The sequence below is a fragment of the Microbacterium sp. ZKA21 genome (assembly GCF_050434165.1).
In the GTDB taxonomy this organism is placed as follows: domain Bacteria; phylum Actinomycetota; class Actinomycetes; order Actinomycetales; family Microbacteriaceae; genus Microbacterium.
The window spans coordinates 488,304-501,881 of sequence record NZ_JBNPVV010000002.1 but is presented as its reverse complement, the minus strand read 5'-3'; the positions used below and the strand labels follow the sequence as shown (position 1 = coordinate 501,881).

Sequence of the window (13,578 nt, the reverse complement as noted above, 5' to 3'; positions counted from 1 at the left end):
CGGCCACCGCTCAGCTCGCCGCGAGGCGCGCCCTCTCGGCATCCACGTCGAAGTCCGCCGCCGGCCACTGCGGCTCGATGTCCTGCAGCGCCGTGAGCAGCAGCTCCTGCACGGCGAGGCGCGCGTACCACTTCCGGTTCGCCGGGACGACGTGCCAGGGCGCGGCATCCGTCGATGTCCGATCGAACACGGTCTGATAGGCGTCCATGTACGCGGGCCACAGCATCCGCTCGTCGACGTCGCCGGGGTTGTACTTCCAGTGCTTGTCCGGGCGGTCGAGCCGCTCCATGAGCCGCTCCTTCTGCTCGTCCGGCGAGATGTGCAGCATCACCTTGACGATGCGCGTTCCGGATGCCGCGACCCGCGCCTCGAAGGCGTTGATCGCGTCGTAGCGTCGTTCGATCTCCGCGGCATCCGCGAGGGAACGGACCTTGGCGATCAGCACGTCCTCGTAGTGCGAGCGGTCGAAGACACCGATGAATCCGGGAGCGGGCAGGCGCTTCTCGACACGCCAGAGGAAGTCGTGCGCGCGCTCCTCGTCGGTCGGCGCCTTGAATGCGGCGAGCTCGACGCCCTGCGGGTCGACGCCGCCGACGACGTGGCGGACGATCCCGCCCTTGCCCGCGGAATCCATCGCCTGCAGCACGAGCAGCACGGCATCCTGCGCGTCACCGGTGCGGCTCTGCGCCCACAGCCGCTCCTGCAGATCGTCGAGGTCATGGACCCGGGTGGAGAGATCCTTCGCCGCGGAGTGCTTGTCGCCGTCGTACCCCGGGGCACCGTCGGGGTCGACATCCGAGAGGCGGAACCCATCGCCCACTCGCAGGATCTCGGATGCCTCAGCATGCCAGCCGTGTGTGCTCATGCGCCCATCTTGCCGGATGCCGAGGTCTGCGACACTTCTCCGAGTTCGCGCCACATAAAAGGTGTCGCAGACGCCGAGAAGTGGCGCACGACCCGTCGGGGATCAGGCGGAGGGAACGTCGGGCGCGGTCAGCGCTCGAGCGGGACCTCGATGATCTGCCGACCGCCGGCCGGGGTGGTGAGCGCCTGGTCGAGCGCCGCTCGCGTCGTGACCCGCTGGTACTCCCAGCCGTACGCGCGCGCGAGGTGCTCGATCCCGACGGTGTGCGGCGTGTAGAACGCGCGGTCGAGGTCGTCGCCCGGGGCCTCGGATGCGACCTCGAGCGCGTCGAAGATCGTGCCGCCGCGGTCGTTGCCGACGATCACCTGCAGGCGCGGTTCGGGTTCGTCCGGCGGGAGCAGCAGCGCACCGACATCGTGCAGGAAGGTGACGTCGCCGAGCAGGACGCGGGTGATGCCGGCGGCTCCCGCAGCCTGGCTGGCGATCGCGATGCCCGTGGCCGTGGCGATCGTGCCGTCGATTCCGGCGAGTCCCCGATTCGCGTGCACCGGGACCTTCTTGCCCGGGAGCACCGCGTCCGCGACGCGGACCAGCCGGGAGGAACCGAACACGAGCCGATCGTGCGGCCAGGTGGCTCGCCAGACGGCGTCCGCGAGCAGCGCCCTGTCCAGCGGGCGGCGGACGGCGGCGAGCTCGACACTGACCGCATCACGTCTGGTCGCGGCGTCGGTCGACAGCAGGCCTCCGGCATCCGGAGCCGGGTCCGACAGATCGACGGATGCTGCGGCCGACGCCGCACGCCACGCGCCGAGCCAGGCTCGGTCGGGCTCGCCCGCGGCCACGACGACGGATGCCGCGGCGACCGTGCGCCCGTTGAGGTTCAGCGCTTCGCCACCGGAGCGCACGGCGATGACGTCTACGTCCTTCCGGCGCAGCAGCGCCGTGACCTCGCGGCTGAGCGTCGGATGGCCGAGCACGATGGCACGCTCGACGCGGCCGCCAAGCGATTCGTCCCGGAGGAGTTCGCGGTACCCGTGCACGAGGTTGCGCCCGAACCGTGCGCCGCTGACGATCTCGGCCACGAGCGGCCAGCCGCCGGCATGGGCGATCGCCTCGGCATCCGGTCCGGCATCGGCTCCTGCGATGACCAGTGTCCGTGGCCCGTGGTGCACTTCGAGAGGCGGCATCGGAGCCGTGAAGGGTGCCGGACCCGGCGTCGCCGTCTTCGACGACGCGAGTGCTGCCGACAGGGGCTCGCGGGACGGGAGGTTCAGATGAACGGGACCGGCGATGCCGTCGAGCACCGGTGCCGCGGTCTGCCGCGGATCCTCGGCTGCGCGTGGGTGCACGGATGCCGGGAGCACGGTCGATCGGTCGATGGCGAACGTGTCCGTGCCCGTGGGTGCGGCGTCGCCGGATGAGGTGCCGACCATTCCGAGGGCCGCAGAGACAGCCTGAGTGCCGAGCGCGTGCCAGTCGAAGCCGTGATCGTCGCCAGGGACGGGCGCGTCGATGCTGAGCCGCGCGAACCGCTCGAACAGGCCGGGCTGAACCGTGGCCTGATTCGCGCCGACGCCGCGCAGCTCGGGTGGCCGGTCGGCGGTCAGGAGCAGAAGCGGCACGCCGGCGTGGAAGGCCTCCATCACCGCGGGCAGGAGGTTCGCCACTGCTGTGCCCGACGTGCAGACGACGGCCACGGGTGCCCGCTGCTCACGGGCGATGCCGAGCGCGGTGAACCCGGCGACGCGCTCGTCGATCCGCACGTGCACGCGCAGCGACTCCTGGCGGGCGAAGTGCGTCGCGGCGAGCGCGAGGGCCTGCGAACGCGAACCGGGCGAGATCACGACATCGCGAACCCCGTGCGCGATGAGCGACGAGAGCAGCGAGGCCGCCGCATCCGTCGCCGGGGACGACGTCACGGCCGCTGTTCCGCCGGAGGGTCGGTCTCGTCGTCGAGGCGAGCCAGCTCCTCCTCCAGACGGCGGATGCGGTCATCCTGCTCGGTCTTGCTGATGCTCTTCAGGAACTCGGGATCATCGTCCGGTGCCACCGAGCGCGCTGCACCCCGGCCGCCGGCGCGGAAGCGCCCGATGGTGAACCACAGGATGCCGCCGATCACCGGGATGAGGACCACGATCGCGATCCAGACGCCCTTGGACACACCGCGGTGCCGCGTCGCCGGCTGCACCGCGCAGTCGACGATACTGAACACCCAGAAGACGAGGGCCAGCAGGCCTCCGATGAACAACAGTCGAACCACGCCCTCAGTCTAGGCCGGTTCGGAGTCCCCAGGCTGAGAGGTGTCGGGACCTATCCCGTCCGGCAGCCTCGGTCAAGGCTGTTCACTCCGACGACGCCGCACCGCAGACTGGCGGACAGCATCGGGATCGGATCCAGTCGATCCCACCCAGGATCGGAGATCATCGTGTCCCTCGCCACCGTCGCGCCCGCCGTCCGCCTTCCGTTCTCCGGGCGCGGCCCGCTCAGCGATGCCGTGCTGCAGGCGCTCAGCGGGAAGCCGGGCGACGGCGACCTCGCCGAGCAGGCGCGCCGTGCGCTCGCAGGCACGTCCGACCCCATCAGGGACGAGGACATCCAGCTCGCTCTCTTCGCGCTGTACGCCTCGGCGTACGGCTCGATCGATGCGTTCTCCCCGCTCAAAGAGTGGGACCCGGAGCTGATCTCGACGCGACGGATGCTGGAGGAGCACTTCGAACAGGCGCTGCGCTCCCGGATCCGGCAGCCCGAGCTGCCGCCGCCCAGCGCGGATGCCGTCGCGCGATCGCTTTTCGCGCTGACGTCCGTCGATGCGGGTCCGAGCCTGTCGCGGTATCTCGCCAGGACGGCGACGCCGACGCAGGCGAGGGAGTTCCTCGTGCAGCGCTCGGTGTACACGCTGCGCGAAGCGGACCCCCATTCCTGGGCGATTCCGCGCCTGCACGGGCGGGCGAAGGCCGCCCTGGTGGAGATCCAATCCGACGAGTACGGCGGCGGACGGGCGGACCGGGTGCACGCCACGATCTTCGCGGCATCCATGCGCGGCGCAGGGCTCGACGACTCCTACGGCGCATACGTGGACGATGTCCCCGCCATCACGATCGCATCGCACAACATGATGTCGATGTTCGGCCTCAACCGGCGCCTGCTCGGCGCCATCGTCGGGCACCTCGCCGCATTCGAGATGACGTCATCGATCCCGAACCGCATGTACGCCGACGGCCTGCGTCGGCTCGGCTTCGGCGATGACGTGACCGACTACTTCGATGAGCACGTCGAGGCGGATGCCGTCCACGAGCAGATCGCCGGGCGCGACCTGGCCGGGTCCCTCGCGGAGGACCGTCCCGACCTGCTGGCGGACATCATGTTCGGGGCGGCCGCCTGCCTGGCCGTCGACGGCTGGGTCGGCGAGCACATGCTGGACACGTGGTCGCGCGGTGAATCCTCCTTGCGCGCGGAGGCGGGCTCATGACCGGCGAGCGCGTGACCATAACGCCGTACCCGGACGGGCCGCTGCTCGTGCGCGGAGACGTCGATCTGCGCACACCCGACGGCGAACCCGTTCCACGGCACAGACGCACCGTGGCTCTGTGCCGATGCGGGCTGTCGTCGATCAAGCCGTTCTGCGACGGCACCCACAAAGCGGCCGGCTTCAGGACGGAGGGTGACTGAAGACCGGCCAGATCGGGACGGCGCGTCCGCGCCGTCCCGATCGTCTGCGTCAGGCCTTCCGGCGCCGCCAGAACAGGACTGCTCCGCCCGCGAACACCAGCACGAGCGCCGTCGCAGCCAGACCCAGCGGAAGCGAACCGCCGGTGCGCGGCAACTCGTTCACGCCGGGCGTACCCGGGTGCGCGGGGTCGACCCCGCCGTTCTCGGGCGCCACCGGAGCGGGGTGCTCGGGTGACGGCTCGACGGGCGTCCCCGGGTCGACGGGGTCGACCGGATCCACCGGGTCCACGGGGTTGGTCGGGTCCACGGGGTCAACGGGATCCGTCGGGTCCACCGGGACCGTCGGGTCCACCGGGTCCACCGGGTCCACCGGGTCCACCGGAACCGTCGGGTCCGTCGGGTCCACCGGGTCCACTGGGTCCACCGGAACCGTCGGGTCCGTCGGGTCAACCGGATCGATCGGGTCCACCGGATCCACCGGATCCACCGGGTCCACCGGGTCCACCGGATCGACAGGATCCACCGGGTCCACCGGATCAACCGGATCCACCGGGTCGACAGGATCCACCGGATCCACAGGATCCACAGGATCCACCGGATCCACGTCCCGCACGATCACACCGGCATCCCAGGTCGGGTCGATGCCCTCGCTCGCGCGGATCTCGCCCCACGGATAGTCGTGCGTGAGGCGCGTGTTGTCCTCGCCGAGCACGATCGTGGTGGTCAGTCCCGTCGCCGGATCGGAGTCGGAGTCCGCAGCATCGTCGTCACCGGCATCCGCCGTGGTGAAGATGTAGATCTCCTTCTGCTCATCAGTGAGGGTGAACTTCACCTGGTACTCCCCCGCCGGCAGCTCGTCGAACAGGTAGCGACCGTACTCGTCCGTCGTCGTCGAGTCGATCACCTCGCCGTCGCGGATGAGCTCGACCTTCACGCCGGGCAGCACCTCCTCGCCCTTCTCCTGCTGACCGTCCTTGTCGGCGTCGATCCAGACGACATCGCCGATCGCGTAGGTCCGCTCCGGCTCGACGGTCTCACCAGGAGTGTTGAACAGCACGACATCGGCCGAGCCGCCGTCCTCTCCGACCACGATCCGGCTCAGCTCCGCAGCCTTCTCGTATCCGGCCGGAGCGACGTCCTCGCGCAGCCAATAGCCGCCGGGCTCTGCGACGACCGGAGTCGCCCCGTCCGCCGTGACGATCTTGCCGTCCGTGACACGCAGGTCGCTCAGCACGACCGTGCTCTGATCATCCGCGAGCACCGAGAAGCGAGCCCCGGCATCCGTGATCATCTTCGCCGCGTTCGTGCTGTCGCGCTTGAGCAGGCTCAGCGGGTAGTCGTTCGTCGGGGTGATGGTCGCGCCCGCCGCACCGATCACGTTCGTGATGCCCATGTTCGGCTCGTGCTCGACGATGCGGACCGCGAAGTGCAGCGCGACGGTCTTACCGCTCGTCATGCGTCCCCGCTCGACCGTCACCGTTCCGGCATCCGCATCGTAGGACGCGACCAACTGAGAATCGGGGATCGCGTAGGTGTCGCCCGCAACCGTCGAACCCGACGCGACATCGTTCACGAAGCCGACGAACTCGACGCCCTCGGGAAGCCGGTCGACGACGTCCTCGACCATGTTCGAGAAGGTGCCGTGCGGCATCAGTTCGACGCGGTAGATGAACTCGTCCTGGACCAACGAACCGTCGTCGTCCGTCTCGACGCGAAGGTTCGAGGTGAAGGTTCCGCTCGCCGCGTCGTAGACGCGCTTGCGCACCTCCATCTCGTTGCCGTAACTGGTCGCCGTCGTGCTCGAGCTCGAGGTGTAGACGATCTCCTGGTCGGTGCCCTCGTAGCGCGCCGAGTTCACGACGTCGAGCGTCTGCTTGCCCTGCAGCACGTGCGTGGGCAGCGTGATCGTGATGTTCCACGTCCCCGTGTACGGCGCCGCAGCCGTCGCACCCCACGAGGCCGCCTTCGGGAAGGCTGCGTTGGGCGCGATCACGAGGTCGCCCGCGTCGTCGATCGACACGTCGAACGTGTCGCCGTCCAGCGGATAGTTCCAGTCGTACATGCCGGTGAGCGACGCCTTGATCTGCGGGAGCGTGTCCTCCGACACGTCGAACACATCGTGGTCGATGTCGTCGACGATGCGCGAAGCCGCGGCATCCCCGACGCCCTGGCCGATCGTGAACGTGTACGGGATCTGCGCGGCGGTGCCGGAGCTGATCGTGACCGTTCCGCCCTGCGTGGTCTTCGCGAACTTGCTCGGATCGTCGATGCCGCCGCTCGTGTCCTTGGGGACCGTGATCGTGGTCGTCGCCTTCCTGGTCTCGTACGCGTCACCAGGCAGGAGGAAGTACGCCCAGTTGGGCACCTCGTACGTCGTCGCGTACTGCGAATCGCTTCGAGCGTCCTGCGGAAGCGAGACGATCGTCGCCGACGCGGTGATGGTGTAGCTCTTCGTGACGTCCTTGCCGATGTTGAGGAAGAGAGACGTTCCGCGGACGAGGTAGGTGTTGACGTACTCGTCCGCACCGATCTCGTTCTCGGCGTCGTCCCCGATCCCGACGGCGGGTGACAGCGGAATCGCCGTGCCGTCCTGATCGGTCAGCGTGATGAAGCCCTCGTCGTCGACGTTCCACGCGCTCTGCTCCGGCAGCGAATCGACGATGACCAGGTTCTCCGTCAGCGCGAAGGGTCCGTCCGCGAAGTCCGCGAAATCGGTCAGGTCGGCTCCGAGCGTGTAGGTGACGGGGATGCCGTCGGCGAGCGTCGCGCCGCCGGCGAGTTGTTCGTCGAGAGTCACGGCGACGGGGTCAGCAGTCTTCGTGAACGTGCTGCCGCCACCGGGCCGGTCCTGGCCCTTGACCGAACCGCTGACGGTCGTCGTCGTCGTGCGCTTCTCGCCGTTGATGTCAGCGGCGTTGGTCAGCGCGACCGAGTAGCCGCCACCGTTCACCTCGTCGACCGCGTCGTACGCGGCCTGGAGTTCGTCCCGCAGAGCGGCGAGCGCCGCGGCATCCGCGATCCGCGCCTTGTAGGTGAAGGTGTGGACAGAGTTCGCCTCGGCGTCGAAGGCGTACGTGAAGGTGGTGCCCGAGATGGTGGGCAGGCCGTCGAGGGCCGTGGTGACCGGGTTGAGGTCGTTCTCATCGCGGACGGTCTTCGAACCGGACAGCGACCCGTCCACGAACGCGAGGTGCGCGCCGAGCGTGTCGGTCAGCGTGACCTCACGCGCCTCGGCGCTGGAGATCGTCACCGTGTAGGGGATCTCGATGTCGAGAACGCTCTCGTCGAAGACGATCTTCCCGTCGACGACGGTGTGCGGGATCGACACCCACGAGGCCGCTTTGTTCGACCAGGTCGTGGTGTCGCGCGGAGAGTCGCCCTCGTCGGTCACGATCACCGTCTGCGTGGTCTGCTCTCCGTCGACCTCCCAGACGAGATCGCGCACCTCCGACTCCTCGACGACGTCGACCGTGAACTGCAGATCCAGCACGCCCTGGTTGACGTCCGTCGGGAACGGATCCTTGAACGTCACGACCAGCCGTCCCGCGTCATTCACCGCCAGAGACTCGACGGCGGTGTTGCCGACCGGAACGACGAGCGCCGGATCGGGGATCGTGATCCCCTCGGGCAGGGTGATCTCGACCGCTGCTCCGTCGTCCATGCTCCCGTAGCCGAGCTGCAGGTTGTAGGTCCCGCCCTCGGTGAGCACCGGCATCCCGTTGTGCTCGCTCCCGGATTCCACCGGGAACAGCGTGACCTTGCCGCCCGCCGCGAACGCCGGAGTGCTGACGCCTCCGACGGCGAGCAGGGCGACCAGTATCCCGGCCAACCAGTGCATGAGAGTGCGCGCGCGAGGGCGCGCCGAATCGTCCTTGGACATTTTTCCCCTTGTCCCCAACGCACGCCACCACAGCGCACGAACACACAGAAAGGCGCGCGAACTTCACGCGCCTTCGCGAAGGCGCCGCCTGGGCGGCACCCGAGATGACAGGCCGTTCGGGTGGCCCGTCACAGGGAGAGACGTCGGTCCTGCGGATTCATTACGCGAATGACGGAACATTCATCGCGTGCGGGTGCGTCAGCGTCGCGGCCGGTCCTCGATCTGGACGAGGTTGCGCCCGCGCAGCGTGTAGATCCGCCCGCGCTCGTCCACGTTGAGATGCGCGCCGCTGTACCACCCGCCGTTGATGTCGGAGACGACGACCGTCATCGCGAACGTCTTCGGATCGAATCGGAACAGGTCGGTGTCGGAGACGCCGTAGATCAGTCCGCGGGTTTCGACGAGGGCGGCGAACCCCGGGCTCACCGCCCGATGGTCGGCTGTGTGCACGATCGTCCGGGTGGCCAGGTCGATGACGAAGAATCCGCCCCGCACTGTGAGGCCGTGCAGGTGCCCCGCACGCACGGCGAGCGCGGCGATGCCGTTGCCCAGACCGGTCTCGATCCGCCAGAGCTCGCTCCGGCGCACCGGATCCCAGGCGACGACGGTCCCCCGCGGGCCGGTCTTCTGCGCGTTGTCGCCACCGAGGTAGGCGATCCCGTCCGAGACCGCGACGGCGCGGACCAGCTGGATGTCGTCGATCGGGTTCACCACGATCGTCGACGCCTTCGTGTCCGGGCTGTACGTCCACAGCGACCCGCCGCCCTCGGTGTCGGACTGGGCTGCGACGAGCAGCAGCCGGTTGTCGTCGTCCCAGGCGGTGTCCAACGGCCTGTTCTGGGTGGGGTCGAAGGACGCCACCCGCATGATCGGATCGCCGTGCCGCGGATCGTAGGCCCAGATTCCCTGTGCGTTGTACTGCCCGGTGTACAGGACACCGTCGATGATGTCGGCGTCCTTCGCCTCACCGGGCGCCTGCAGATTGACGACCTCGCCCGTGCGGAGCGAATGCCGCGCGATCACCCCGTTGCCTCCGACGTAAACGAAGCCGCCGCCGGCGGCGAGCCCCATGCAGGTCTGCGGGCTCACCGGCGCCCCCGCCTCGCCGAGGTCGGTCACGGTCGATTCCCCGGTGCGCGGATCGATCTCGGCGACGAAGCTGTACGCGGACACGACGACGAGCGCCCCATCGCGCGCGTCGACGCCCCAGATCTCACCGAGGTCGAGGCCCTGGACATCGACGGCGCGGATCGCGCCGGACGCGCCCTCCCAGACGAGCAGTCCGGTCTCGTTCGCGAAGTAGACGTCCTCGCCGATGGCCGTGATGTTCTTCGCAGTCTTGCCCACCGATGTCGCCACGGTGTACGAGCTCAGGTTCTGCAGATCGATGGCCGCCGCCTTCGACGGCTCGCCCGCGCCCGCCGTCGTGGCGATCAGGCGATCGCCGACGATCGCGAGTTCCCGGATGCTGGGATCGACGGCGAACTCCACCGGCGCGACCGATGCGAACGTGCCTGCGGCGCGGTCATACGCGTAGAGCGAGGCGCGGCTCGTGGTCCCGCCGCCGCCCAGCGTGCTCCCGGCACCGAAGAAGGCGTAGTCATCCGTCGCGGCGACGGCCCTGGCCAGAGTCGCCCCGGCATCCGGAATCCCCCGGTCGAGGACCTGCTGCGTCGCCGGGTCGTACTCCCAGAGTGCGGGTGCGGTGCCGCTGCCGCCGCCGACGGCGAACACGACGCCGTCCGGCGCGACCGCGAGGTCGCGCACGTCGCGGTCGCCGATCCGTCCGATCGCGACGGCCGGCGACTCGGGTGTCTGCAGGTCCCACCGGTACAGGTTCGCCTGCGGGCCACCGGATTTCTGCAGCACCCCGAAGTAGAGGTATCGGCCCGTCGGGTCGGCGGCCATCGCCTGGACGCTGTAGCCGGTGGCGACCTCGGTGCGCACCGTCACGGTGCGCGTGGGCAGATGGAAGCCGATGACCCCCGTCGGCTCGATGTTGCGAGAGCCGACGTAGACCGTGTCGCCCACGAGCAGGGCGCTCATCAGCCCGAACTGCTGGACGGCCGGGCCGAGATCGGTGATCGTGGGCGCCTCGCCCCGACCGATCGGCCGTGCGCCGACGGCGTGAGCGCGGGTGGCGGGCAGCAGCGTCGCAGCCGCCAGCAGTCCGCCGACGGCGCCCGCCTGGAGCACGGTCCTGCGCGTGAACGTCCGTGATTCGGTCATGATGTCTCCTCGTTGAGTTCGTGGGCGGAAGGGGATGCGGGTTCAGGCGGTGATCGCCATCCGGTCGACGGCGATCGGATGAGCGAGGGGCGCGCCGGCGGCGAGACGGCCCAGTTCCGCTGCGACGACATCGGCGAGCCGGTGCAGTTCGGTGCCGACGGAGCCGGCGATGTGCGGAGTCAGGATCACGTTCTCGTGCCGATAGAGGGGATGGTCGCGCTCGAGGATCCATGGCGTGGTGACGTCGAGGATCGCGCACAGCTCCCCTGCCACGACGCGCTCGGTCAACGCCGACTGGTCGACGAGCTCGCCTCTGGCTGTGTTCACCAGCGTCGTGCCATGAGGCATCAGCCCGATCCGGCGCGCATCGATGAGATTCCGGGTCTCCTCCAGCGACGGCGCATGCACCGACACGACGTCGGACGTCGCCAGCAGCTCGTCCAGCTCTACCGCCTGGACGCCCAGGTCTGCTGCGTCGGATGCCGAGAGGAACGGGTCGTGGACGACGACCTCGAGATCGTACGCCCGCAGCAGCTCGATGACGATGCGGCCGATCTTCGAGGCACCGACGATGCCGATGCGCTTGTCGAAGTTCCCGATGCCGCCGAACGCGCCCTCCACGTCGAACTCCTCCTGGAGCCGGCGGTAGCGCGCGGCGATCGGCAGGATCTTCTTGTTGGCCAGCACGATCATCGCGGCCGTGTACTCGGCGACGGGCACGGCGTTGGCCGCGGCCGCTGTACTGACGTCGACGCGGGCGAGGACGGCATCCGAGACGTACGGCTTGATCGTCCCGCCGGAGTGCAGAATCGCCGTCAGTCGCGGTGCCGCCCGCAGCACGTCCAGATCGATGAACGGCGAGCCCCACCCGGTGATGAGCACGTCGGCCTCGGCGAGCGCGGTGCGCGCCGCATCCGATTCGAACTCCGTGACGACACCGCGCACGTCCGCGATCTCCGCGATGCGCGCGCGGCGCGGATCGGGGAAGATGCGCCGCAGAGCATCGGGGGCCATGGCGAAGACGACCTGCAGGCGCGGCCGGGTCACTTGACGCTCCCCGCCGACAGACCCGATCGCCAGAACGGCTGCAGCAGCACGAACGCGATGATCAGCGGCACGACCGACAGGAACGAGCCTGCGATGACCAGCGGGAGGTACTCCGGGTTCTGCTGGACCTGGCTCTGCCAGAGGAAGATGCCGACGCTGGTCGGGAACAGATCCCGGTTCTGCAGCATGATCAGCGGGAGCATGAAGTTGTTCCAGATGCCGACGAACTGGAACAGGGCGATCGTGACGAACCCGGGCACCAGCATGGGCAGACCGACGCTGAAGAAGCTGCGGATCGGCCCCGCACCGTCAACGCGCGCCGCTTCCAGCGTCTCGTCCGGAAGGTAGCCGGCGCTGAAGACCCTGGCGAGGTAGACGCTGAACGGATTGCAGAACGCCGGGATCAGCACGGCCCAGATCGTGTTCGTCGCACCGATCGAGGCAGCGAGGAGGTACAGCGGGATGACCGTCGCCGTGTTCGGGATCAGCACGCCGATCAGCACGGAGCCGAAGAGGGTGTTCTTGCCGCGGAACGAGAACTTGTCGAAGGCGTAGCCGGCCATCAGGGCGACGAAGCCGCCGACGATCGCGCCGACGCCGGCATACAGGATGCTGTTCGCCAGCCAGCGCAGGAAGAGGCCGTCGTCCTCGGTGACCAGGCGCTGCATGTTCTCGAAGAAGGCGCCACCAGGGGTGAAGGCGCTCGAGCCGTACAGGCTGGCCGGGTCCTTCGTGACGGCGAACACCAGCCACAGCAGGGGAAGCACCATGTAGGCGGAGCCCAGGACGAGCAGGCCGTTCACCGCACCGGTCGAGGCGATGTGTCGGCGCGGGCGCCGACGCGGCGCGGCCGGTTCCGCGGAGTGCTGGGCGTCGGCCGGCGCGGACGCGACGGTCAGCGGCGGCTCGTGAAGTGTCGCAGTCATCGGGTGCGCTCCTTGGAAGTGAAGCGGGTGACGACCCACGAGAGCGCCCCGGCGAGAACCGCCAGGATGATCGAGGCCGCCGCCGCCTGCGGCAGGTTGTTGCGGTTGAAGGCCGCGTCGTACGCCCACATGTTCGGGACCCAGGTGCTCGTGACGGCTGTCGTCGCGGTCGACAGGATCTTCGGCTCCGTGAACAGCTGCAGCGAGCCGATCACAGTGAACAGCAGAGCGACGCCGAGCGCCGGTGCGATGAGAGGCGTCTTGATCGACAGTGCCGTGCGGATCTCGCTCGCACCGTCGACGCGTGCCGCCTCGAGGACCTCGCGGGGCACCGCCTGAAGAGCGGTGAACAGGATGATCACGTTGTACCCGGCCCACTCCCAGACGGCGATGTTGACCATCGAGGGCAGGACCATCTGCAGGGAGAGGAAATCGATCTGGATGCCGCCGGATTCGAGCGCCGACACGAACGGGCTCACTCCTGGCGTGTAGAGATAAGCCCAGATCAGAGCCGCGATCACGCCGGGGACGGCGTGCGGCAGGAAGAGGAGCAGCTGGAAGACCCGCTTGGCCTTCGCGACTGCCGCGTCCAGCAGCAGGGCGAACAGCAGGGCGACGGCCAGCAGCGCGGGGATGTAGAGGATGCAGTACAGCGCGAGGCGACCGAATCCGGCCACGAACGTCTCGCTGGAGAGCACGTCGACGTAGTTGCCCAGGCCGACGAACTCGACCACGGCTCCGCCGAAGCCGAGCCCGTTGCGGCGCTCGGCGAACAGGCTCATGCCGATCGCGTAGATGACGGGGGCCACCATGGCCAGCACGAAGAGGACGAAGAAGGGGCTGAGGAAGATGGCGGCGGTGCGTCCGCCGGTGCCGGCGAGCGGCCGGTGCCGGAGCTTCCGCGTCCCGACGGTGGATCGGATGGTCATGGGGTTCCCTTCGATGGGGCCGGTGCCGGCGGC

At 69.0% G+C, this 13,578-nt stretch carries 10 protein-coding genes; 2 read left to right on the top strand and 8 right to left on the bottom strand.

Annotation, left to right across the window (positions count from 1 at the left end; all coding sequences use genetic code 11):
- Positions 1–10: 10 nt before the first annotated feature.
- From M2317_RS06555 to M2317_RS06545, 3 genes are all read right to left on the bottom strand, one after another.
- Positions 11–865: a PPK2 family polyphosphate kinase gene (locus M2317_RS06555; protein ID WP_429458483.1), complete on the bottom strand. Its 855-nt coding sequence runs from the start codon at positions 863–865 to the stop codon at positions 11–13.
- A 128-nt stretch (positions 866–993) separates the two neighbouring features.
- Entirely contained in the window at positions 994–2,784 is a 1,791-nt protein-coding gene (gene menD / locus M2317_RS06550; protein ID WP_429458481.1) for a 2-succinyl-5-enolpyruvyl-6-hydroxy-3-cyclohexene-1-carboxylate synthase, read from the bottom strand.
- Entirely contained in the window at positions 2,781–3,125 is a 345-nt protein-coding gene (locus tag M2317_RS06545; protein ID WP_429458479.1) for a PLD nuclease N-terminal domain-containing protein, read from the bottom strand. The genes menD and M2317_RS06545 overlap by 4 nt, the downstream gene beginning before the upstream one ends.
- Positions 3,126–3,290: 165 nt before the next feature.
- Here M2317_RS06545 and M2317_RS06540 point away from each other — a divergent pair, with 165 nt between their 5' ends.
- Positions 3,291–4,334 (top strand): iron-containing redox enzyme family protein, encoded by a 1,044-nt coding sequence (locus M2317_RS06540; RefSeq protein WP_429458477.1) that lies wholly within the window; start codon positions 3,291–3,293, stop codon positions 4,332–4,334.
- Positions 4,331–4,534: a CDGSH iron-sulfur domain-containing protein gene (locus M2317_RS06535; protein ID WP_429458476.1), complete on the top strand. Its 204-nt coding sequence runs from the start codon at positions 4,331–4,333 to the stop codon at positions 4,532–4,534. Before M2317_RS06540 ends, M2317_RS06535 begins: the two co-directional genes overlap by 4 nt.
- Positions 4,535–4,583: 49 nt before the next feature.
- Here M2317_RS06535 and M2317_RS06530 read toward each other — a convergent pair whose 3' ends face one another.
- The 5 genes from M2317_RS06530 to M2317_RS06510 all read right to left on the bottom strand — a co-directional run bounded on the left by M2317_RS06530 (position 4,584) and on the right by M2317_RS06510 (position 13,545).
- Positions 4,584–8,414: an SdrD B-like domain-containing protein gene (locus M2317_RS06530; protein WP_429458474.1), complete on the bottom strand. Its 3,831-nt coding sequence runs from the start codon at positions 8,412–8,414 to the stop codon at positions 4,584–4,586.
- A gap of 198 nt (positions 8,415–8,612) precedes the next feature.
- Entirely contained in the window at positions 8,613–10,643 is a 2,031-nt protein-coding gene (locus tag M2317_RS06525) for a hypothetical protein (RefSeq protein ID WP_429458473.1), read from the bottom strand.
- A 42-nt stretch (positions 10,644–10,685) separates the two neighbouring features.
- Positions 10,686–11,690, bottom strand: a complete 1,005-nt coding sequence (locus M2317_RS06520) for a hydroxyacid dehydrogenase (protein ID WP_429458471.1) — start codon at positions 11,688–11,690, stop codon at positions 10,686–10,688.
- Entirely contained in the window at positions 11,687–12,616 is a 930-nt protein-coding gene (locus M2317_RS06515) for a carbohydrate ABC transporter permease (RefSeq protein WP_429458469.1), read from the bottom strand. The genes M2317_RS06520 and M2317_RS06515 overlap by 4 nt, the downstream gene beginning before the upstream one ends.
- On the bottom strand, positions 12,613–13,545 hold the full coding sequence (locus M2317_RS06510; protein ID WP_429458467.1) for a carbohydrate ABC transporter permease: 933 nt from the start codon (positions 13,543–13,545) through the stop codon (positions 12,613–12,615). Before M2317_RS06510 ends, M2317_RS06515 begins: the two co-directional genes overlap by 4 nt.
- Positions 13,546–13,578: the final 33 nt, after the last annotated feature.

What these genes read in the sequence shown, in the direction of transcription:
- M2317_RS06555 (WP_429458483.1), bottom strand. Translation starts at nt 865, where the DNA reads ATGAGCACACACGGCTGGCATGCTGAGGCATCCGAGATCCTGCGAGTG.
- M2317_RS06535 (WP_429458476.1), top strand. Translation starts at nt 4,331, where the DNA reads ATGACCGGCGAGCGCGTGACCATAACGCCGTACCCGGACGGGCCGCTG.
- M2317_RS06515 (WP_429458469.1), bottom strand. Translation starts at nt 12,616, where the DNA reads ATGACTGCGACACTTCACGAGCCGCCGCTGACCGTCGCGTCCGCGCCG.
- M2317_RS06525 (WP_429458473.1), bottom strand. Translation starts at nt 10,643, where the DNA reads ATGACCGAATCACGGACGTTCACGCGCAGGACCGTGCTCCAGGCGGGC.
- M2317_RS06510 (WP_429458467.1), bottom strand. Translation starts at nt 13,545, where the DNA reads ATGACCATCCGATCCACCGTCGGGACGCGGAAGCTCCGGCACCGGCCG.
- M2317_RS06530 (WP_429458474.1), bottom strand. Translation starts at nt 8,414, where the DNA reads ATGTCCAAGGACGATTCGGCGCGCCCTCGCGCGCGCACTCTCATGCAC.